Source organism: Lederbergia sp. B243.17 (genome assembly GCF_057657925.1).
Genome location: NZ_JBWBKF010000034.1, coordinates 135,335 through 157,508, shown reverse-complemented (window position 1 = coordinate 157,508; position 22,174 = coordinate 135,335). Strand labels below are relative to the sequence as shown.

16 protein-coding genes and 1 tRNA gene are annotated in these 22,174 nt (G+C 45.7%); 1 reads left to right on the top strand and 16 read right to left on the bottom strand.

Translation table 11 applies throughout. From position 1 onward, the window contains the following. Nucleotides 1–267 precede the first annotated feature (267 nt). The 4 genes from AC0TWI_RS05820 to AC0TWI_RS05805 all read right to left on the bottom strand — a co-directional run bounded on the left by AC0TWI_RS05820 (nucleotide 268) and on the right by AC0TWI_RS05805 (nucleotide 2,669). Nucleotides 268–1,008, bottom strand: coding sequence for a (S)-benzoin forming benzil reductase (locus AC0TWI_RS05820; RefSeq protein ID WP_488125386.1), 741 nt, complete (start codon nucleotides 1,006–1,008; stop codon nucleotides 268–270). 246 nt (nucleotides 1,009–1,254) lie between these two features. After that, on the bottom strand, nucleotides 1,255–1,581 hold the full coding sequence (locus AC0TWI_RS05815) for a pyrophosphohydrolase domain-containing protein (RefSeq protein WP_488125385.1): 327 nt from the start codon (nucleotides 1,579–1,581) through the stop codon (nucleotides 1,255–1,257). Nucleotides 1,582–1,716: 135 nt separating this feature from the next. Then, nucleotides 1,717–2,502 carry a polysaccharide deacetylase family protein gene (locus AC0TWI_RS05810; RefSeq protein ID WP_488125384.1) on the bottom strand — a complete coding sequence of 262 codons (786 nt, stop codon included), beginning with the start codon at nucleotides 2,500–2,502 and terminating at the stop codon, nucleotides 1,717–1,719. Further along, nucleotides 2,502–2,669: a hypothetical protein gene (locus tag AC0TWI_RS05805; RefSeq protein ID WP_488125383.1), complete on the bottom strand. Its 168-nt coding sequence runs from the start codon at nucleotides 2,667–2,669 to the stop codon at nucleotides 2,502–2,504. The genes AC0TWI_RS05810 and AC0TWI_RS05805 overlap by 1 nt, the downstream gene beginning before the upstream one ends. Before the next feature lie 785 nt (nucleotides 2,670–3,454). On the opposite strand from AC0TWI_RS05805, the gene AC0TWI_RS05800 reads away from it, so the two are divergent. Next, nucleotides 3,455–3,799: a DUF6176 family protein gene (locus AC0TWI_RS05800; protein ID WP_488125382.1), complete on the top strand. Its 345-nt coding sequence runs from the start codon at nucleotides 3,455–3,457 to the stop codon at nucleotides 3,797–3,799. A 622-nt stretch (nucleotides 3,800–4,421) separates the two neighbouring features. Here the strand turns inward: AC0TWI_RS05800 and AC0TWI_RS05795 are convergent. The 12 genes from AC0TWI_RS05795 to AC0TWI_RS05740 all read right to left on the bottom strand — a co-directional run bounded on the left by AC0TWI_RS05795 (nucleotide 4,422) and on the right by AC0TWI_RS05740 (nucleotide 21,973). Continuing rightward, a tRNA-Val gene (locus AC0TWI_RS05795) sits at nucleotides 4,422–4,494 on the bottom strand. Nucleotides 4,495–4,617: 123 nt separating this feature from the next. Next, complete coding sequence (gene ald, locus AC0TWI_RS05790) at nucleotides 4,618–5,727, bottom strand: alanine dehydrogenase (RefSeq protein ID WP_488125381.1); 1,110 nt, start codon at nucleotides 5,725–5,727, stop codon at nucleotides 4,618–4,620. A gap of 80 nt (nucleotides 5,728–5,807) precedes the next feature. Further along, nucleotides 5,808–7,166 carry an aminotransferase gene (locus AC0TWI_RS05785; RefSeq protein WP_488125380.1) on the bottom strand — a complete coding sequence of 453 codons (1,359 nt, stop codon included), beginning with the start codon at nucleotides 7,164–7,166 and terminating at the stop codon, nucleotides 5,808–5,810. Between the two features lie 17 nt (nucleotides 7,167–7,183). Next, the gene (locus AC0TWI_RS05780; protein WP_488125379.1) at nucleotides 7,184–8,650 is read right to left on the bottom strand and encodes a CoA-acylating methylmalonate-semialdehyde dehydrogenase; all 1,467 of its coding nucleotides are present in this window, start codon (nucleotides 8,648–8,650) and stop codon (nucleotides 7,184–7,186) included. A gap of 139 nt (nucleotides 8,651–8,789) precedes the next feature. Next, nucleotides 8,790–10,418 (bottom strand): PucR family transcriptional regulator, encoded by a 1,629-nt coding sequence (locus tag AC0TWI_RS05775; protein WP_488125378.1) that lies wholly within the window; start codon nucleotides 10,416–10,418, stop codon nucleotides 8,790–8,792. A 127-nt stretch (nucleotides 10,419–10,545) separates the two neighbouring features. Further along, nucleotides 10,546–10,776 (bottom strand): hypothetical protein, encoded by a 231-nt coding sequence (locus tag AC0TWI_RS05770; RefSeq protein WP_488125377.1) that lies wholly within the window; start codon nucleotides 10,774–10,776, stop codon nucleotides 10,546–10,548. A 20-nt stretch (nucleotides 10,777–10,796) separates the two neighbouring features. Beyond that, nucleotides 10,797–12,266, bottom strand: a complete 1,470-nt coding sequence (locus tag AC0TWI_RS05765; RefSeq protein WP_488125376.1) for an NCS1 family transporter — start codon at nucleotides 12,264–12,266, stop codon at nucleotides 10,797–10,799. A 38-nt stretch (nucleotides 12,267–12,304) separates the two neighbouring features. Next, nucleotides 12,305–13,621, bottom strand: coding sequence for a solute carrier family 23 protein (locus tag AC0TWI_RS05760; RefSeq protein WP_488125375.1), 1,317 nt, complete (start codon nucleotides 13,619–13,621; stop codon nucleotides 12,305–12,307). Between the two features lie 103 nt (nucleotides 13,622–13,724). Next, nucleotides 13,725–15,146: a dihydropyrimidinase gene (hydA, locus tag AC0TWI_RS05755; protein ID WP_488125374.1), complete on the bottom strand. Its 1,422-nt coding sequence runs from the start codon at nucleotides 15,144–15,146 to the stop codon at nucleotides 13,725–13,727. 22 nt (nucleotides 15,147–15,168) lie between these two features. Next, nucleotides 15,169–16,455 (bottom strand): NAD-dependent dihydropyrimidine dehydrogenase subunit PreA, encoded by a 1,287-nt coding sequence (gene preA, locus AC0TWI_RS05750; protein WP_488125373.1) that lies wholly within the window; start codon nucleotides 16,453–16,455, stop codon nucleotides 15,169–15,171. Between the two features lie 36 nt (nucleotides 16,456–16,491). After that, on the bottom strand, nucleotides 16,492–17,859 hold the full coding sequence (locus tag AC0TWI_RS05745) for an NAD(P)-dependent oxidoreductase (protein ID WP_488125372.1): 1,368 nt from the start codon (nucleotides 17,857–17,859) through the stop codon (nucleotides 16,492–16,494). 373 nt (nucleotides 17,860–18,232) lie between these two features. Next, complete coding sequence (locus AC0TWI_RS05740; protein ID WP_488125371.1) at nucleotides 18,233–21,973, bottom strand: right-handed parallel beta-helix repeat-containing protein; 3,741 nt, start codon at nucleotides 21,971–21,973, stop codon at nucleotides 18,233–18,235. Nucleotides 21,974–22,174: the final 201 nt, after the last annotated feature.

Here is a 22,174-nt window from a genome sequence, read left to right as displayed (position 1 = left end):
ATCGCTATCTTGCTACACACCTTTACCCAAATTTCTGTTTTTAATAAACGCAAATTGGGAAAAGTAAAAGAGGCTTTAAATTAAAGGAGGGATACCAATGGCAAAAGAAAAAAGGATACAAAGCAGTGATTCAATAGAACAAGCGGAGAAAAAGAAAAAAGGAATGGATATTAGCCCGCAACGTGCAACAAATGAAAAAGAAGTGAAAAAATAAAAAAAGAGGCTGTCCGAGAATTTCTTCTCGGACAGCCTCTTTTATCAGGTTTATTAAAAATCGCGGAGATCCAAAATGGTCTCCAGTTCTTCCGCCGATCTGTCCAAAAGGGCGATTAGCTTTTTCGCTGTATCTTCCGGCGAGCTCAAAAGGCCTTGCTCCTTGTAGCTAATAAACCGGTCCACTTGTGCAAAATCTTTCGCATCTGATGAGCGGATCTGCACTTGCATATCGGTATCGATAATCCCCGGTGCGATGGAAATCACCTTCACCCCGTTCGCGTTTTGCTTTTGCTCCTCTGCCACCACTCTTGAAAAATGATCAAGCCCGGCTTTCGTAGCACAATAACTGCTCCATCCTGGATTCGGATTCCGGCCGGCCCCAGAAGAAATGTTGATAATCCGCTTCGGAATCGCCAAATGATCCGTGTATTTGATAAAAGCTTCCGTTAGCAGCATCGGCGCAGTCAGATTGACCGCTATATTCTTTGCCACTTCTTCCGCACCATTTGTGCCCGCTTGTCCAATCGGTTCCACAACTCCCGCATTATTGAATAACGTAATGGAGGAAACGGATTCCGAAAAACCTTCGGCGATTTTGCTGACCAGATCATCGATTCCACCCCAGTCAGACAAATCATAGGATAAGAATTCGATTTTCCCGCCCGACTGTTCGGTCAATTCTTCATTTTTCGTTCTGGCAATACAATAAACTTTGCCGCCACTCTCAGCAAGCTGCTTTGCGAGCGCCAGCCCGATTCCCTTTGATGCTCCTGTTACGATGCTGATGTCCATGCCTATCCCCTTTCAGATGATTTTTAACAACATCATACCATAGCTGCTGCATCTGGAAAGAAACCGAACCCAATAGATGTTTCTGCCCAGGCTCGAACCCGTGACCGCTACCCTGTCAAGGTAGCGCTCTTCCAACTATGGAGAAAAGTTATGCTATAAAATAGGTTTCTTGAGACCTGTAGATTCACATAGAAATACCAGCACTACTGATTTCAAGAAAATTATTCTATAATCATCGCTTATATATTATTTATCCTCTACATCAATAAGGTAAATGGCTTTCTCAAACCCACCTCGTTTTTCCTTTTTCTCCTTACGAATCTCATCCAGCTCTTCAAACTCGACACCATAAACACCCAATGAAGCATGAATTAATTCCAAAATATCGGCAAGTTCCTCAACAACTTCCTTTTTATCAACAGCACTTTTAAATTCATGTATTTCCTCAAGCATTTTTGCTTTTAACTCTGTTAGTAGCTCATCAGATGAGAGAATTCTAGAGTTGAAACGTAAACCCTCTGCTTTAATGATATCTAAAATATTATCTCTTACCAATTTGTTATAGACAGGCATTGTTCATTCTCCTTTTATGTATCTTCTGTTACTTTTTAAACATTATAAAAGGATCATCAATTCAATCTCCTTTGCAGATGAAGCCCAAAGGCCATCTTGACGGTCAATTGCCCAGTGTCCGTTTAGATGGCTTCTTCAGTACACAATCGGTCTAAAACAACAGAAGTAGCAGTTGAAGGTTTTGTAGGCACGGGGGAATCGATCCCTCTTCAATCGCTCTCTTTGCTTTGCAATCTCTTGTTCAATCATTTTCCCTGTCCAGCCGGGAGACACATTGATTCTATACAATTCAAATGGGGGTGTATCAGACTTATTCACCCCATTGCTCACAGTATAGGCAACCTTAAACCCTGCTTCTTTGACAGCGGATAGCGTGTGTTCATCATAATGACCATACGGGTAAGATAATGCGATTACTTTATTGCCAAGCTTTTCTTCAATTATCTTCTTGCTCAAAACGAGATCTTCCAGCACTTTTTGCTGGTATGACGCTTCATTATGGGCAATCATTGCCGATATCTTTTCACCTTCAACATCCTCTTTATAATGCATGTCATAGGTGTGACTCTGAATGCTGACAAGGCCTGAATCTGACATTTCTTTTGCTTGTTCCCAAGTAAATCGAGGTAAACCAGACCTGTTGTCCATCCTGGACACGATTAGAAAGATTGTCGCCTTCATGTCATTCGCCTTTAAAATGGGATATGCAAGTCTATAGTTGCTTTCATATCCGTCATCCATCGTTATGTGAATCGGATTCTTAGGCAATTCTTTACCAGTGGTATAAAAATCTACTATATTCTGTTCCGTAATCGTGTGATAACCTTTTGCCTTCAAATATGAAATCTGCTCTTCAAACTCTAGTACCTTAATTGTCGTATAGCTTGTCTCTTCGTCCGCTTCGACGAAATGATGATACATTAAGACGGGAATACAGGTTTCGCTTTTTTCTTCACTGCTGTATTGACCTCTTCATCAGCCTGTACACTTTTATGCACATTACCTCTTATAAATGAAAAATAGCGTGTTGATACACTCAGAATCATGATGACAAAGACAATCCATAAAATATGGTATACGTTTTTCAAAAATGTCTCCTCTTTCTTAGCTGCAAGGCATAACTATTTCCATAGGTTCACCTGGAAATTCTTTCCCGGATTTCAATTAAAGCCACTAAAAAACCCCTTAATGTTCACGAGTACAGTGCCCAATAAGGAATTTTGATGGATCACACATTGAATTACATGGCCAAAAAATCATTACGCGGTTCCCTTAGTAATGAAAATGGGTCGTATAACGGTTTACTTTGATGATTCTAACTGGGCTTGGACCGCAACCTCTACCCGGTTAAAACCATTTAAGAATTATAAACTCAAGCGATCCAGCCGTATACAAGGTTTTCCCAAATATATCCTGTGCAGTTTCTATTTCCAAAATTTATTATATAGTGTTTTCCAGTAAATTAACAGCATGCCCAAAGGATAATCTATCCTAGAAAAATATTATACATTGCAAACAGAAAATTTAAAAAAATAAAGTAGAAAAGGAGATTGGCAAAGAAGAAATTAGTAAAGAGATCTTAATCACCCTAGCAGATAAAAATTGTTTGTTGAAACTTGGCCCGAACAAGCGACCTCTACCCTGCCAGGTCATTTAAGAGCTACAACTCCAACGAGCCAGCCATACACAAGGACTTTCACTGAATGAACACTGTACAGTTTTTACTTTCTTAATAGAATGTATAGGGCCTGTCAGCAAGTTGTCACCGGTCACAAATAGTTCATTAATATCCAGCTCAATTAGTGATCCATTGGTGTTCAATGAAAAACATGGTATGTTAAAGATTGAAAATTAATAAAATGAGGGATCAGGAATGAATGTAGAATTAAGAAGATTTAGAGTCAAAGAAGGCAAGTCAGAACAAGTAGATGATTGGTTAAGATTCTTGAATGAAAACATGAAAGATGTCCTTGTCACCCTTGAAGATGAAAAAATGTTCGTTGAAACTATTTTCAGAGAACATATAAACGGAGATGAATTCCTTTACTGGTATTCCGTTCATGGTGAAGGCGGTCAAGAAGTGGAGGAATCTACTCATTGGATAGATAAAAAACACTTAGAGTATTGGGAAGAATGTATTGACAAAACTTTTAGACCTGTTGAATTACAAACAGAAGTTGTTATGATTCCTGAAAAAGTAAGAAAAAGTATGAAATAACTTCAGGCCTCTAATTGGAGGTCTTTTTATAATGCCCATAAAAAAAGAACTGACTCTCATGAGCCAGCTTCATGGTTGTACTGATCGTTCCATCTGTGTTGCTATCTCATCATTTATCTGTTTTCCAGACATGCCGTGGAAACATTTATTAGGTACAACTCACTGTGAGGTCAATATTTTTAGTATTCTTTCTAATAAGTTTGTAAAAAGTTCCTATCAGTAAACTTGTGAACGGTGTGGTAAGGGGAAGTAATACAAAAACATAGATTGCACATCAGATTATTGTTCCCTCTATGTTTATTGTTTCCATACCACACTAACGATAGTTTCGCCAAATATAGCACGATAGTTCCGCTGTAAGGTTACAAGAAACGCACATATAAGACTTATAAGCCAAAGTTTTTTGTTGGATAATTCTTATCTATTGTGGAAATATCCACTTAACACTGTAAACGTAAGCCTTATAGCTGTTCAAGCTCTTCTCTGTTAAACCTTCAAATCTCTTCTCAGCTAAAAACGCTTTCTGCATCATTTCAATCTAAGCCACAAAAAACCTCCCTAATGTTCACTGCATTACAGTGTTCATTAAGGAGGTTTTTGGGTTTCACTGAAACCCTTGTGATGATTCTGACTGGGCTCGAACCAGCGACCTCTACCCTGTCAAGGTAGCGCTCTCCCAGCTGAGCTACAGAATCAAGTTTATGTATCTGCTGGACAATTAATAATATACAACATGTCCAATGAAGTGTCAACAGAAAAACTAAAAAAAATTTAAAAGACATTGAATGACTCCCGTAAGAATCATTCAATGTCTTCTCTTAATTGGTCGCCAATGAACCGTATGGGAGGTTATGGGCTTCTGCAACCGGCTTATACATGATTTCCCCTTTTTGGATATTCAGCCCCTTAGCCAAAGCTTCATTCCGTTTGAACGCCTCAGTCACCCCATGGTTAGCGATTTGAAGAACATAAGGCACCGTCACATTGGTCAGTGCGATCGTCGAAGTCCTTGGCACAGCGCCCGGCATGTTGCCGACAGCATAATGGACAACACCGTGCTTAACATAGGTGGGGTTGGCATGGGTTGTCACATGTGTGGCCGTTTCGAAGATGCCTCCTTGGTCAATCGCTACATCTACGATGACAGAGCCTTCCTCCATCAGACAGATCATTTCCTCAGTTACGAGTTTTGGTGCTTTTGCACCTGGAATGAGCACCGCCCCGATGACAAGATCCGATTCTGATACGGTCTTGCCGATGTTGTAAGGATTAGACATAAGGGTCGTAACCGAATTTCCGAATAGGTCATCTAGTTCCCTTAGCCTTTGAGCGCTGACATCCAGGATGGTTACACGGGCTCCGAGACCAGCCGCAATTTTTGCAGCATTGGTTCCCACTGCCCCTCCACCAATGACGGTCACCCTCCCGCGTTCAACTCCAGGCACGCCTCCGAGCAAGACCCCTTTGCCGCCTTTTGTCTTTTCTAAAAACGCGGCACCAATTTGCGCAGCCATTCTACCGGCAATTTCGCTCATTGGTGTCAGAAGCGGCAAGGAGCCGTCCGGGAGCTGAACGGTTTCATAAGCGACCGCCGTCACATTCGCCTCCAGCAATGCCTCCGTCAGTTTTTGATCGGCAGCCAAATGCAAGTAGGCGAACAAGATTTGCCCGTCATAAAAATACTTATATTCTTCAGGTACAGGCTCCTTCACCTTTAGAACCATTTCACATGCCCAAGCGTCTGCTGGGCTTTCTACAATGATGCCGCCAGCTTCGACAAACTCCTCATCGAAAAAACCCGAATTGAGCCCGGCGCCCTTCTCGATGAACACGTGATGCCCATGCTTGGTTAACTGAAGTGCCCCTGAAGGAGTAATTGCTACGCGGCTCTCATTGTTTTTTACTTCTTTTGGAACTCCGATCTTCATTTGTCCCCACCCTTTCGGATCAGCATATACACTGTTTTAATGGCCCCAATGCGAGGAAAGGGGCCATCACCTTAACACGTTTATAGAGGCAAAGCGTGGATCTCTTCGGATATTGTTTTCAAGACGAATTCCAAATCTTCTTCAGGAATATTCAACGGCGGGGCAAGCGTAAGCACATTATTATACCCTGCCACGGTCGCACCATTTTTCCCGATAATTAATCCCTTTTTCTTACAGCCAGCTATCACCTGATTGACTAGGTTCCCACCAAGCGGAACTTTCGTATTTTTGTCCTCCACCAGTTCAATCCCGATTAGAAGGCCCTTCCCGCGGATGTCGCCGACGTATGGATGTTCCTCAATAAGCGCAGACAAGCTTTGGCGTGCATATTCGCCCAATTCGGCTGAACGTTGATAGAGGTTTTCCTTCTCCATAATTTCGAGATTTTTGATCGCAAGCGCACAGGCCGCAGGGTTCCCGCCAAATGTATTGACGTGCCGGAAATAATCATATTCCTCCGATCCTTTGAACGCTTCATAGATTTCTTTTCTCACGGCGGTGGCAGATAGGGGAAGATATGCACTCGTGATCCCTTTCGCCATTGTGATGATGTCTGGTTTAACTCCATAATTCATGAAACCGAATGGTTTGCCCGTCCGGCCGAATCCGCAAATGACTTCATCGACAATCAAAAGCGCTCCGTGTTTCTCGCACACTTCTTTAACGCCTGCCATATAACCTTCGGGCGGTACAATGACACCGCCGCCCGTAATGATCGGTTCCATGATTACAGCCGCAATTGTCTCACTCAATTCCCACGTCATGACACGGTCGATATCTTTTACCGCTTCGAGTTCTGCGGGCGAAACGCCTGGTTCGTCTTTGCCGCGATACAAATCAGGCGGAGCGACATGGATGAATCCGGGGGCAAGCGGCTCATATTTATACTTTCGCTGCGCCTGTCCGGTCGCAGCGAGAGCACCCATCGAGCTTCCGTGGTAAGCCCGGTAGCGAGAGATAAACTTATACCTTTCCGGCTCTCCTTTTTGCTGGTGATATTGGCGTGCTAGCTTAAAGGCCGCCTCATTCGCCTCTGAACCGCTATTGGAGAAAAAGATGACATATTCTTCCCCAAGCAGTTCATTAAGCTTCTCCCCAAGCCGGATTGCCGGAATATGGCTTTGCGTCAGCGGGAAATAGGCCATTTCTTTCAGTTGTTCATAGGCAGCTTCGGCAAGCTCCGTTCGTCCGTAGCCAACGTTTACACACCACAAACCTGACATCGCATCAAGAAAGCGATTTCCGTTTTGGTCTGTAATCCATGAACCTGCCGCTTTCTCGGCAATCATGGTTGAGTCGGGATTGTATGGCTTCATGGAATGCCAGATAAAATCCTTGTCCTTCGTCAAAAAGTCCTCGCCTTGATTAATCGTTGTCATTACCCTTCACCCCTTTATCAATAATCAAATCGAGATGTGATCATTTTTTTGCGGGTATAGAAGTTTACGCCATCTTTTCCGTTTACGTGAAGGTCTCCGTAAAAAGAGTCCTTCCAGCCGGAAAACGGGAAAAACGCCATGGTTGCCGGCACTCCGACATTGATGCCGAGCATCCCTGCATCAGCTTCTTCTCTGAATTTCCGTACCGCCGAAGCATCCTTCGTATAAATGGTAGCACCGTTTCCAAAGCGGGATTTTCGGATGTAATCCAAACCTTCATCCAAGTCTTTTGCGCGCAGCAAGCTTAAAACCGGGGCAAAAATTTCGTCTTTCGCAATTGTCATTTCAGGGGAAACATGATCGAAAATCGTCGGACCGAGGAAAACACCTTCCTGCAGTTCATCCATTTCCTTTCTTCCGTCCCGAATGAGGGAGGCACCTTCCTCTAGACCTTTTTCAATATAGCCGAGCACTTTTGTTCGATGCTCTTCACGGATGACTGGAGTTAAAAGAACTTCCTCATCCATTCCGTTTCCAATCGTCAAATCATCCGCTTTCTCTTTCAGAGCCCGGACAAATTCTTCTCCATCTCCAACGACAACGACTGCGCTGCATGCCATACAGCGCTGCCCGGCACTTCCGTATGCCGAACTGATGATGTTTGCGACAGCCTTGTTCATGTCTGCGTCAGGCATGACAATATGGTGGTTCTTCGCCCCTGACAGCGCCTGTACCCGCTTCCCTTCTGCGGCAGCCCGCTCATATACATATTTGGCAACAGGCTGGGAGCCTACAAAAGATATCGCTTTGACAAGCTCATGCTCAAGAAGACCATTGACGACATCATGTGCGCCGTGGACAATATTCAGAACGCCTTTTGGGGCTCCTGCTTCTGAAAACAAGCGAGCAAGCTCATTTGCCAGCAGAGGCGTCCGTTCTGACGGCTTAAGGACAAATGTATTGCCGCAAGCAAGCGCAAGCGGGAACATCCAAAGCGGGACCATCATCGGGAAGTTGAACGGCGTGATACCGCCAACAACACCTAGCGGATACCTGAACATTTCTGAATCGATGTCTACAGCTATATTTGATAATGTCTCGCCCATCATCAGCGTTGGGGCTCCTGCTGCAAACTCAACGCATTCTATGCCCCTTTGAACTTCTCCATAGGCTTCTTTATATGCCTTGCCGTTCTCCTCTACGATCAGCTTCGCCAATTTTTCATGGTTCTCTGTTAGGAGATAATGATATTTATATAGAATTCTCGCTCTTTTTGGCACAGGCGTATGTCTCCACGTCTGAAAGGCCTGGTGGGCTGCCTGGACTGCTGCATCGACATCGGCTCCCGAGGAGATCGGGACTCTCGCCAATACCTCTCTCGTAGCAGGGTTCGGTACTTCCATTGTTTCCATCCCTTTTGCATCCACCCACTCGCCATTAATATAGTTCTGTAAAATTGCTGTATCATTTTTTATGACCGACATTCTGTTCGCCTCCCACAATTTCTCTTTTTTTCTTATTCTCATTATCTTTTAGTTTGTAAGGGCTTTCATTAGACAATATGTAAGATGGATTTCCTCTATAATTCCACATATTGAATAGAACTTTAGTCATTTCGCCCGTCTATTGGACCTCTTTTCGCATTTTCGGATCGCTTCCTATGCCGGTTTGCAAGTATTCATACGATAAAATCATGAATTCCAGTGCCAGCCTCTTTTCAGTATTCATAAAATCCTTACCGAGGAGTTTCTCCAGACGCTGAAGCCTATGGTACAGTGTTTGCCTGACAATGAACAGGCGGGAAGCCGTCTCTTGCTTTGATCCGCTGCATGCCAAATATGTCTTTAATGTTTCCAGCAGCTTTCCATTGTATTTCTCATCATAGCGGATGACCGGCTCCAGATACTCATATACCATGGCTGGCAAGTCTGAATGGCGGTTGACTAGGGAGATGAGACGGAAAATATGAAGATCATCGTAGAAGCGGCTGTCAAAATCAAGCGGCCCACTCACCCGATCCTGAATTTTCACCGTTTCAAGTGCAGTTTGGTAGCTAATGTGAAGATCGGCAAGTTCCCCTACGAACTTTCCAATTCCGATCACTTGTTTTTCCGGGTTTTTCTTCATTTCAACTGAATCTTTTAAGCGGCTTAGAGCTTCCTTCATCCTTTTTTTCCATGTGGATGCATTTCTCTCGTTGAGCATGATGAAAGTAAACGTGCTTCTTTCCTCGATGGAAAAGATGAAAAAGCCGTGCTGTTCAAAAATCGCTCTGAAATAAAGCTTAAAATACGTCATGTCGGCATTTGAGTAGGCGCTGCGGGATAGTTGCTTAAAAATACAAACGAACGCTCCCTTCGCCTTGACTGTAGGGGCATGGTAAGAAAGATATTCGCGGATCGCTTCATTGGTCTTAACACCGGCAAGCCAGCCTGAAAGCCATTCCTTTTCCTCCGTCCGCTTTTTTTCCTCGGCATAAAGATTTCTAAGCAGTAATTGTGCCAGCGCCGTCGCGGTCCGGTCGAGAATAAGCTGGTCATATTCATTTAAAGCTCTATCGCCCGCAAGGATGATCAATTCCGCATATTTTTCTCCAAGCAAATAAATCGGCTGTGCCGATATGGAAGGAGACTGGGGATCTGTGGCAGTTCCTTTTCTCTCGATTGATACAAGCAGGACTTCCCTTCTGGATTGGGTCACTTCAGGAGTAAAGTGAATTTCTTCGGTTCCAAAACGGAGGATTACTTGTACATGTAGATATTGGTGGATGAACCTGAGAATGTCGCCGTAATGTTCAATCGTCAGCAGCTTCGTATTCAGTTGTTGAGAGTATTTTTCCAAGCTTGATATAATTTGATATTGCTTGTTAATTAGAAGGGTATGGATATCTTGTGTGATTTCTACAAAAGGCACTTCTTTTTGAAAGAGAATGATGGGAAAATTCGCTTCATCCGCAATGTCGATGATTTCCTGGGGAATGACGTGTCTTGGATCCAATTCCAAACAAAGTCCGGCAGCTCCAGCATCGATTAATTCCTCTACCATTTTTAAAAAACAGGCGTGCGTATCTTTCCAGGCGACTCCCGTCGATAAAATCAATTCATCTCCATTTAAGAGGTTCCGGATATTGGTGACTTCCACAACATGTACCCATTTGACACTTGCACTCAAGCCCTCGGCTCCTGCAACAATTTGCGCCATTTCAAAGTGTTTTCTTTGCAAAATATCACTGACTGTAATAGACATCTGCATATTACTCCACCTCCTCCCTTTATTATAAACAATCAGAATGAAGAAAAAAGGAATGGTGGCTAAATTTTTAAAATATTCTTCAAAATTAAACCGGCAGTCAGATTACCTCTGAATGCCGGCTACTTTTTTACACGGTTGCAGCCCCTTGTTGTTGAATCAGCCTCACCGAAAAATACTTTCTGCCTTCTGCCGTTTGAACATGTAATGTCTCCAACTCCAGCTCAGCTGATGAGGTCACCTTCTCAAACTCGACAAATGCCCCGCTCAGGTTCTCGTTTACCTGTTTAATCCTGAAGCCCATCTGATACATGTAGTCGATTTTATCTCTTTCCTCAAGATATAGCTGGTATTCCGTCATCTCTCCTCATCCTTTCCATTTCAAACTTGTGATTGAACCTCTTCCAGCCCTGAACCCTTATCAGCCGAATCGATGTACCAGTCGCGGCCAACCGTAATCCCCAAATATTTCTCATCACTCGGGTCTGCTATTTCAGCCTGTTCATACTTCTTGAACCACCAATATTTAGCGAGGACATAGTATATGGCTCCGCCGACAATAAAACCGACAATAAACGAATACTCGGAAAGGAAGTATGCAGCCGTCCCGCCGATGATCCAAGAAAGGATACCGGCCAGATTGAAACCGCCCATATAGTGGTACTGCCCATCCTTTTCATATAAATCCCCTACATTGACACGTCTTTTCCGCAGCACATAATAATCGATATACAATATGCCGACGATAGCGGAGAGAATCCCGCCGATGACAAGCAATGCCGGGATAATGATATCAAACAAACTCCATGGCTGGACGAGCATGCCGACGAGTCCAGCAATGAGGACGCCGGCCCAGAATGGGACCTTCGGGCCGCCGACATTGGAAAATATCGTCGCAGCCGGAATTACATTTGCTGACGTATTGGTGGACCACTGAGCAAAAACAATCATGAGCAGCAAAATCCCCAGAATGAAACCGCTCGCAGATTGCTGCAAAGCAAGTACCGGGTCGTAGTTCAATACCGCGATATATGACACCGCTCCGATTACGACCATAAACGTATTGACGATCGGCATGACGATGATGCTGCCGACAATTTGCGTCTTATTGCGGGCAAACCAGTTACGCTCATGTTTTGGAGCCTTGAAAAACCTGGATAGCGATGGCATGTCAGCTGCGAGAGTCGCCCAAAATCCCATATTGCTCATGACAACCACCATGAAGGCTGTCATTGCGGCCATACCAGTGGACGGGCTTTCCACCCAGCCCCAAATAGACCGCCCCTGCTCAAGTGCCTTATCTGAAAGAGAACTGTACATCCAAGCAGAAATCAAAATGATGGTCGGAGCCGCCAAATCAGCAAACCGCTCAATCGCCTTGATACCGAGTGCCGTATTAACCAATTGCAGAGCAGCAAATATTAGAAAGCAAATAAACCAGTTATCAAAGTTGAATAGGATGTTGAGAATTCCATTCATCGCCGTTGCGCCGAAATACGTATTGATCCCAAACCAGCACGATGCTGTAATTCCGCGCACAAGGGAAGGAATATGCGTTCCGATAGTTCCGAACGGGGCGCGCATATATACCGGAAAGGAGAGTCCATGCTCAACTCCAATATCCCCAATGATAGTCATGAAAATGCCGATGGCTACAGAACCGATAACAGTCGCAGCGATCACCCATCCGAGCGAGAGGTTTTGAACGCCCGCTCCGCCGATAGCGAAGGCAGCCAGGACCACCGCCATGCCGACCCAGATTACAGCAAATCCTTTTGTGCCGATATTCCTTTGATCATGGGTGATCGGCAATAAATCCCTTGACTTTAAATACTCCTCCTGTACGGCCATCTTCATCCCCCTCATTTAAAAACTGAATTTTCCTGCTATCAGGCGACCGTTTCCCCATCTTCAACATCCTCATAAAGGTTGACATCCTCCGGCATTTTCCCTCCTGGCAGAAGGATGTTCAGGATGACACCAACGATGGCGGCAAGCGCCATTCCGTGAATCTCAAAGTTCTCTGTGAACTTCATGAAAGCACCGCCAATACCGATCACGAGGATGACAGAGGAAATGACCAAATTTCTTTTATCACCAAAGTCGATATGGCTGTCGACAAGCATTCGAAGTCCCGAAGAAGCGATGATACCGAACAAAAGGATCGAAATGCCGCCCATAACCGGCGTTGGAATGGAACTGATCAGTGCGGTGATTTTACCGATGAAGCCAAAAAGAATGGCAAAGACAGCAGCACCTCCGATGACAAAGACACTGAAAACCCTGGTAATCGCCAGCACTCCGATGTTCTCGCCGTATGTTGTGTTCGGCGGTCCCCCGATAAGGGAAGCAATCATCGTCGCCACCCCATCCCCCATGATGGAGCGGTGCAAGCCAGGACGCTGGATGAGATCTTTATGGACAACTTTGCTCAGAACCATCTGATGGCCGATATGCTCTGACAGTGTCACAATGGAAACCGGCACCATCAGAGCGATGATGCTAAGCGAGAAGCCCGGGGAATAGTGGACAAAAGGAATAAGAAAGTCAGGGGCTTCTAATATGCCCGCAGCCTTCACACCTGACAGATCGACAATTCCGATGATCGCTGAATAAATATAACCGCCAATAATGGCAATCAAGACAGGAATGAGATTAAGGAAGCCTTTCAGAAAAATCGAGCTGATAATCACAAGGGCGAGAGTAACAAGGGCCGCCGAAAAATGCAACAGACTGTAATCCCCTGCAGGATTGTTCATCGCCATGCCGACAGCAGTTCCTGCCAGGCTCAGACCGATGACGATGATGACCGGACCGACAACGACAGGCGGTAGAATCCGCACGAGCCATTTATATCCAGTGGCCTTGATGATCAGGGCGACAATCCCATATACGAGACCGGACAAAAAGCTTCCCATCATCGCTGCGCCCGGACCGTCTGCAGCCGTTGCAGCGATGATCGGGGCAATAAATGCGAAAGAGGAACCAACATATGCTGGCACCTGCCCCTTAGTAATCAGCAGGAACGCAATTGTTCCAAGCCCGCTTGATATGAGTGCAACACCAGGACTCAACCCGACGAGATATGGTACAAGGATGGTTGCTCCGAACATGGCAAAAAGATGTTGGATGCTCAAAAAGAGAAACTTGCCAGGCGGGGGGGATTCATTGATACCAATCAAAACCTTAGCGTTTTCGCTCTTCACTTACCTCAGCCCCATTCTAAATTTTTAATATTCAGAATTATGTTCCCGCAAGCTGTCAGGTACAGCAGCGGGGGAAGTTGTTTCTCCCCGCACCGCTGAGCAATTAGTAAACGTTCACCCCTTCGCTCCTTTCCTCCTTATGCCCACTTCCATACTTGGCACGCTTGATATAGCTTCCCATTCCGGCTTTGCCAACGAAATTCTTATTACGGATGATGAATTCACCCCGGGAGAGGACAGTCTCAGGCTCGCCTGTCACTTCCATTCCTTCAAATGCACTGTAATCCACTGCCATGTGATGGGTTGAAACTGAAAGGGTCCTTTCAATTTCCGGATCAAAAATGACAATATCCGCGTCGGAGCCGACGGCGATAGTCCCTTTTTGAGGATAGAGACCGAATAATTTCGCCGCTCGTGTTGAAATGACATCGACAAATTGATTGAGGGTAATTCTTCCCTTCTTCACGCCCTCCGAATAGAGGATGCTGAAACGGTCCTCAATAATCGGTCCGCCATTCGGTATTTTGGAGAAGTCTTCTTTGCCTAAGTCCTTCTGGCCGATGAAATCGAAGGAACATTGGTCAGATCCGACTGTCTGAAGCTGTCCCGTTTTCAGAGCGTTCCAGAGTACATCTTGATTCCACTTCTCGCGAAGCGGAGGTGACCAGACATATTTAGCCCCTTCAAAATTCGGCCGTTCCAGATAAGATTGGTCCAAAACCAGATATTGAGGACAGGTTTCGCCCCAAACATCGATTCCATTATCCCTGGCGTCCGCAATTTTTTGCGCCGCCTCTGCACAGGAGACATGTACAACATACAGATGTGAATTCGCTAATCCGGTGAAAGCTGCCGCCCTTCCAGTTGCTTCTCCTTCAATTTCTGCTGGTCTTGTCAGCGCATGGTAGATTGGATCTGTATTCCCCTGGGCGAGCGCCTGCTTTGTCAAATAATCGATTACATCGCCATTTTCCGCGTGGACCATGACGAGTGCACCCAGGTCTCTTGCAGCGATGAGTGTCTGGAATAAAGTTTCATCATCTGCCTGGAGGACATTTTTATACGCCATAAAAACTTTAAAAGAGGTGATTCCCTCATTATTGATCACTTCGGGAAGCTCCCCGAGTACGGCATCATTCACTTCCCCGATCATCAGATGGAAGGAATAGTCGATGACGGCTTTCCCTTCCGCTTTTTTATGCCATACTGAAATGGCATCTTTTAGCGGCTCCCCTTTATTCGTCAGACAGAAGTCAATGATAGTCGTTGTTCCGCCAAAAGCGGCAGCTATCGTTCCTGTTTCAAAGTCATCCTTCGTAACCGTGCCCCCGAACGGCATTTCAAGATGGGTATGGGGATCGATGCCCCCTGGAAAAACATAGCGGTTCGTTGCGTCGATCACTTCTGCGCCCTGTGACTGCAAATCCTTCCCGATCGCGCTGATTTTCCCGTCTTCAATAAGGAGGTCTGCCTGATACGTATCCGCTGCCGTTACGATTGTTCCATTTTTAATGATTTTCTTCATCTTCGCTCCTCCTGACTTTTTCCTAGTTGTTTACAACGTCAACATCACATGCCGCCGCTCCAAGAGCCTTTTGCCGCTCATTCCAAGTCATCGACGGGAGGCCGGTTGGAAGTTCCACCATATCAATAGCACCATCCACCGGACAGACAATGGAACAGAGATTGCAGCCGACGCAGTCCTCTTCCCGCACTTTTAAAATGTTATAGCCATTGCCGTCCTGCAGCATATCGATGCACTGATGAGAGGTATCTTCGCATGCGATATGGCATTTGTTGCAATTGATGCATACATCATTATTGATTCTTGCCACGATTTTGTAGTTAAGGTCAAGATCGCCCCAATCAGAATACTTTGTAACCGACTTGCCGACGAGGTCCATGACAGACTGGATCCCTTTGTCATCCAAATAGTTATCCAGCCCTTCGATCATGTCCTCGACAATTCTGAAACCATGGTGCATCGCAGCTGTGCACACTTGGACACCAGTTGCGCCCATCAGGATGAATTCAACCGCATTTTGCCAGTCTGAAATTCCACCGATTCCGGAAATCGGAACATTGATCCTCGGATGCCTTGCGCACTCTCCAACCATATTTAGAGCGATCGGCTTAACAGCAGGCCCGCAGTATCCGCCATGGGCACCCTTTCCGCCAACATGCGGGATTGTATTCCAAGTATCGATGTCAACACCCGCCAGGCTGTTGATCGTGTTGATCATCGAGATCGCATCTGCTCCCCCTTGGACAGCAGCTTCGGCAGTTGCCGTTATGTCGGTGATATTCGGCGTCAGCTTGACGATAACAGGTGTCTGGGCTACTTCCTTCACCCAATATGTCTGTCTCTCCACGAGCTCCGGCACTTGTCCGGACGCTGATCCCATTCCCCTTTCCGCCATTCCATGGGGGCAGCCGAAGTTCAGTTCAAGTCCGTCCACCCCTACGGCTTCCACCCGCTTAACAATCTCATGCCATTTTTCCTGTTTCGGTTCGACCATAAGTGATGCGATAATGGCATGATCGGGGAAACGCTTTTTCGTCTCAAGTATCTCCTTTAAGTTCACCTCGAGCGGGCGGTCAGTGATCAGTTCAATATTGTTGAAGCCTGCCACGCGCTGCCCATTGAAGGAAACGGCCGCAAAGCGGGATGTGACATTAAGGATCGGGTCGCCCAACGTTTTCCAAACGGCACCTCCCCACCCTGCCTCAAAGGCCCTCTGGACCTGATACCCCGAGTTTGTCGGCGGGGCTGATGCAAGCCAGAATGGATTTGGTGATTCGATGCCAGCCAAGTTTATTCGTAAATCTGCCATGTTACTACCCCCTTGTTTTTGCTAGTCCGCTTTCAATCAGGCAATTTCCGTAACTGCTCCGAGCAACGCTTTATGAACCGCATATGCCGTCTCTTTTCCTTGCTGCGCTGCCGTGACAACCATGGCTTCTCCCTGTCCCTTGCCAAATATCACATCACCGCAGGCATATACTTTTTCATTCGATGTCTGGAACGTCAAAGGGTCAATCTGTACCACTCCACCGTTATGCGCGAGGCCAAATTGTTCGATCAGCTCCAAATAACGGGATTGGCCGATTGCTTTGACGACGGCATCCACTTCAAGAATGAATTCGGAGCCCTCAACTGGCACAGGTCTTCTTCTTCCATCCGTGTCAGGCTCTCCGAGTTCCATCTTGTAGCATTCAATTCCGGCAACACGGCCATGCTTATCGCCGATTATTCGTTTCGGTGCCGTCAGCCATCTGAACTCAACGCCATCCTGCTTGGCAAACTCGTATTCAAAATCATATGCCGTCATTTCTTCAACAGTCCTGCGGTAAAGTATTTTCACATTTTCCGCACCAAGCCGCACCGAGCATGTAGCACCATCGATCGCTGTGTTCCCTGCACCGATGACAACTACCCGCTTGCCGAGATAATCGGTCCCAATCGGCTTTGTCTTCGTATCTTTTACAAATTGAATGGCATCCAGGACACCATCAAGATTTTCGCCATCGATGCCAAGTTCAGGCACCTCTGACATGCCGACTGCCAGAATGACCGTATCATAGTTCTCTAGGAGCTCTTGTGCAGCGATATCTTTACCTACTCTCGTATTTGTCCGGATTTCAACATCCAGACTTTCCACTTGGCCGACCTCCCAGAAAGATATTGCCTGGGGTAGGCGGAAGGAAACAATCCCATACGTATTCAGGCCGCCCGCTTTTTCCTCTGCCTCGAAAATGGTTACGGAATAACCCAGAAGCGCCAGCTCCCTGGCGGCGGATAGCCCTGCCGGACCTCCACCAACGACAGCGACTTTTTTGCCGTTTTTTATTCCCGGTTCGAAAAGCACCTGCTCGTTTCTGATCGCCCAATCGGTTGCATATCTCTGGAGATTTCCGATCATGATCGGTTTAGTCGAATGATTGAGAACACAAGCCCCTTCACATAATTCCTCTGTCGGGCAGACACGCGAGCAGCTTGCCCCCACCGGATTGGCGCTCATGATTGTTTTTGCCGAGCCTTTTATATTGCCGGATGCGATCTTTTTAATAAAGGCCGGGATGTCAATGCCTGTTGGGCAGGCTGTGATGCAGGGAGCATCATAACAGTAGAGGCAGCGGTTCGCCTCTTCCAGCGCTTCCTGATTCGTTAATCCCGGTTCCGCTTCGAGAAAATTTTTGCGCAGGTCATCGTAGGATATTCTTGCAAGTGTAGACATAATGAACAACCTCCTTGAAAAAAGATACGAGCAAAGTACGTTAAATAGACTGGCTAAACGTAAAGTGGCTTATTTCCTCCTTTCCGCTTTGATCTTTCGCCGTTAACCGGCATTCATCGTTAGGAAATAACGGTTGGTAAACGCTTACATTTAAACAGATCGATTTAACGCCCTCTGTGAATCAGAAAAATGTCACTAATCCAAAAAGTTTGAAGTTTATGTTAACTTTACTATTCTGCCCTTCTTTTTTCATTATACAAACCGTTAAATGGTGGCTGTCTCTTTTCTGCCATTATGTAACATTCCGCCGTTAGCCTTTGGACGTGCAAAAGAAAAAGACAAGGACTGCCTGTAAACAGCCCCTGCCTATCCATTATCGTTTTACGAAGCGGAGGAAATCTCCCCAGACGATCTCTCCGTTTTCATTTCTGTCAAAAGACGGTACTGGCTCCAAGCTGATGAAATTGGCATCTGACAGCCTGATGCCTGTTGCATTTTCCGCTTTCGATCCATCAAAGAAGTAATTGTTTTCACCCTTCAATGATTCAGGGTATACATCCTTTACCAAGTGCTTCGTCTGGTAGGAGATAAACCCATCAATCGAAAAATCAGTCGGGATGTCTCCGTAAGTAGAGAAATGCAAGTTTCCTTTTGCGTTGTCATAGCTGATGTTATTTTCTGCAATAACTCCCGGGTTGCTGTTGCTCGTGAAACCATATGCTCCGTTTCCGAAGGCGAGACTGCCGCGGATGATGTGCGGAACATGAATTCCCTCGCCGCCAAGCTTGAAGCCGTTCTTGTCACCGGCTCCGACTGTCCCGTCCGTCAAAAAGCCGTTATCAAATGCGATGCAATCTTCAATCAGCACAGCCCCGATTGCGCCGGTGCCCGCTTTCGTATACAGATCCCAGCCGTCATCGATATTGTTATGGGCGATGGAGCCTCTAAATACGTTCCCTTCTCCTGCTGTTAGCTTTGCTGCAAAACCGTCCGCATTATTATCGGAAGGGTCACGGTTATCAAAAGAGGTGCTGTTCAGGATTAAGTTATTGGCCGGCCAATCTGTCCTGTCGTCTGACCCGTCCGTTCTGCTGATTTGCAGGCCTGTGTCGCCATTTTCATAAAATCTGCACAGTTCGATAATATTATGGCTTCCACCGACAGTAAATCCTTTCGTATTGCCCGCAGAGCGAGCAAAATCAATCCCTTTAATATGCCAGTAGTTTCCACTCAGAACTGCCCCTTCTGACTTTTTGCCAAAATCAATGACCGGCTTTGCTCCCAGAGCCGCTTCCATTGTTTTCATGGCATCGGCCGTGCCATCATTTGTCTTCTTAATCTCTAATTTACTGGATCTCTTATACACGCCGTCTTGAACGATGATTTTCTGGCCGGGCATAATAAAAGCAATTGCCGTATCGATATCTAGCGGACTTGCTACTGTGCCTTCACCGTTCTTTTTCCCGTCAGGAGAAACATAGATGTCACCTTCATAGTTTTTCTGTTGTACGGTCATATTGCGGATGATCTTATCATACGATGTCAGTTTCTCTGTATCATCCGGCCAAAAAACAGCCGTGAATTTACTGTCCGTATTGGCAGCGAGTTGAGCAGGGATGACAACTTGCATTCCCGCTTTTATTTGGTGGTCTGACGCAATAATTTTTTCGTCCTGTTTGATTGTCACTGTTCCGTCCACATTGGAGCGGACAGCAACGCCGTAATCAGTTAATGATGTTTTATCGATTGAGCTGAAATCGAATTTTGGCTCAATTGCATTTTTTGGCGGCTCAATTTTCGGTGCATCCGTCTCTGCCGCGCTCACCTTAAGCTCAATGTCGGACACTTCAATTGTTGCCAGCCTCGCTGCAAAGAACCCTATATACATTTTCGAGTCCTGAACAGAAAGAATATCCGGTTCAAAAACCATTTCTTCCTTCCCGTCCATCTTTCCGATAAAGCCGCTGTTGGTCTTCTTTAGCGTCAGCTTGAGTTCACTGCCCGTTTCAGGTTTCTCTGCGAGCATTTTATTCTGGATGCCCTTGCTGCCTGAGCCGTCAGGAGACTCAACGCCTGTCCTGACGAAGAGCTGGATACCGTTCTCTTCCTTCGTTCCGCCGCTATAACCTCCGATTGCAGCAATATTTGATCCGAATACACTTGAATCATCATTTTTTCCGATCGCATCCCGAGCCATAATACCGAATGACTCTTGACCGTCATGCGGATTTTTCGCATATTCAACTACTTTGATAACGGCCGATAACTCGAAATTGTCTTCCTTTGCATCCAATTCGGTATAGTAATAGCTGATTCCGTCATGGTCACCCGTCACTTTTCCTCCGCCTTCAAGGGCTGTCAGCGTAATGCTCCCATTCTCCATCTCTTCTGAAAGGTTGTTTTTGGAGGAGGTGGATTGTCCAAAACGGATGGAACTCCAGCTATATTCCTTCGATTTCCGAACCGAAGCCTTAAAAGTGATTGGCTTGAGCGCAGCATCTGCCGGCAAAATGGTCAATATGCCTGATCCTGCATGAGCGGTTTTAAATTGGCTTGTGTCGATTTCATATTCGTTCTCCGAGAGGATTTCAGAATCCCCATTATCATAAATTTTCTCGACTTCCAGACCTTCAGGAGAAAATCTTTCTCCGACAAGATACGTGGTTTTCGGATAATTGGAGATTTGTATGCCAACCAGTTCCTCCTCCTTTACATTCACTTCAATCGCTGTTGTTTTCCCTTTATGGGACAAAACGACGTTTCTCTCACCTACCGAAGAAGTGTCGAGCTCGCCTGCAGTATATTCGTTTTTGTGCAGCCTTACTTTTGTACCATCATCGTACACTGCAAGCAGAACCATCCCGTCGAGATCCACTTCATCTCCGAGGTAATAGATTGTTTTTTCGGGTTGTTTGGAAACTTCCAAGCCGACCAAATTGGCATCTTTCACTTCGACGGTTAAAGTTGCTTTTGTCCCCGGTGTTTCCGTTGATTGGATGGTCACGGTTTTCTTTCCTGGCTGTTCAAATTCTTTTTCCGTGTTAATTGAGTATTGCTCTTTAGTCAAAACCTCCGTCTCACCATTATTGTATATAGCCTTTATCTGTAGTCCTTCGTAATCAAAGACATCGCCCGGATAATATGTAGTTTTCGCAGGCGGATAGACGATCTCCAGCTTCTCGGCTTGCCGAGGCAGAATGGACAGCTCGATATTCTCCGATACCCCTTCGTAATGAATAGCAATGGTGTTCGTTCCCGGTTTGCTGCTGTCAAAGCCACTGATGATATACTCCTCACCTGTCAGCGCTTTAGACGATCCGTCCGTATAATGCGCCTTTACATGCAAATTAGTGGAATCCAGCTTTTCATTCACCAGATACTGTGCTTTCATTTTAGAAGCGTCTACTTCGAGCGTCTCAACAGACATTGAAGATGTTCGCAATTGGTAATCGCTGAAAATGATTTCAGCATCGCGGGCTACAAAAAAGCCTGCATACATGTTGCCGCCGAATAGATTCTCGGCTTCCACCGTATGTGTTTCCCCGTTCACTGAGAGAACGTAGATGTTGCCCGATTTGCGAATGGATAGATCATACACCTCTCCTGCAGCAGGTGAAGCAATATTATTGAATGGAGCAGTTTTCACCTGTTTTCCACCATGGTTGAAAAATCCCTTCATTTCTGTGTCGAGAGCTCCCGCGGCAACATAATCGGATGTATGTTTTTCAGAAGAGCCATTTTCACCAATTTCATTTTTAATCATTAGGCCGAAAGACTTCTGATTAGGTGTTCCGATCTCCTTATTGGAATTGAAATTCTTCACTGTTGCTTTAGCAGACAGGACGAAATTCTCATCCGCTGGCAGTTCTGTTGCCAAGAAGGAAATGCCCTCTTCCCCGCCAGCAATTTTTCCGCCTTCCGCTTTTAGTTTGACAGAATGATCATCCGTGAAAATCGGGTCTGGGTTTTTCTCCGCAGATGTATTCCCGCCAAACACATAGAATTCCCACTTTGTTCCTCCATTTGCCGACAACGGAGCAGGCACTGCCGCTTGAAGGACAAGCAAAACGATCAAGAAAACTTTCCAGCCCCAACCTGACCTCTTTTTCTTCAACTATCTCATCCTCTCCAAATAAAAGTAAGCCCTTTCATTTCTCGCTAAACTCCTCCTTCCGGCCAAGGGCCGCTGGCCTTTCATTCATTGATGAGTATAGTTAAGAGAGGGAATGACAGATACAATCAAGAAAAGTGGAAAGTCATCCTGTTATCCGACTCGTCAGAAAAATGTGATAAATTGATACCTCTGTTATAGGTA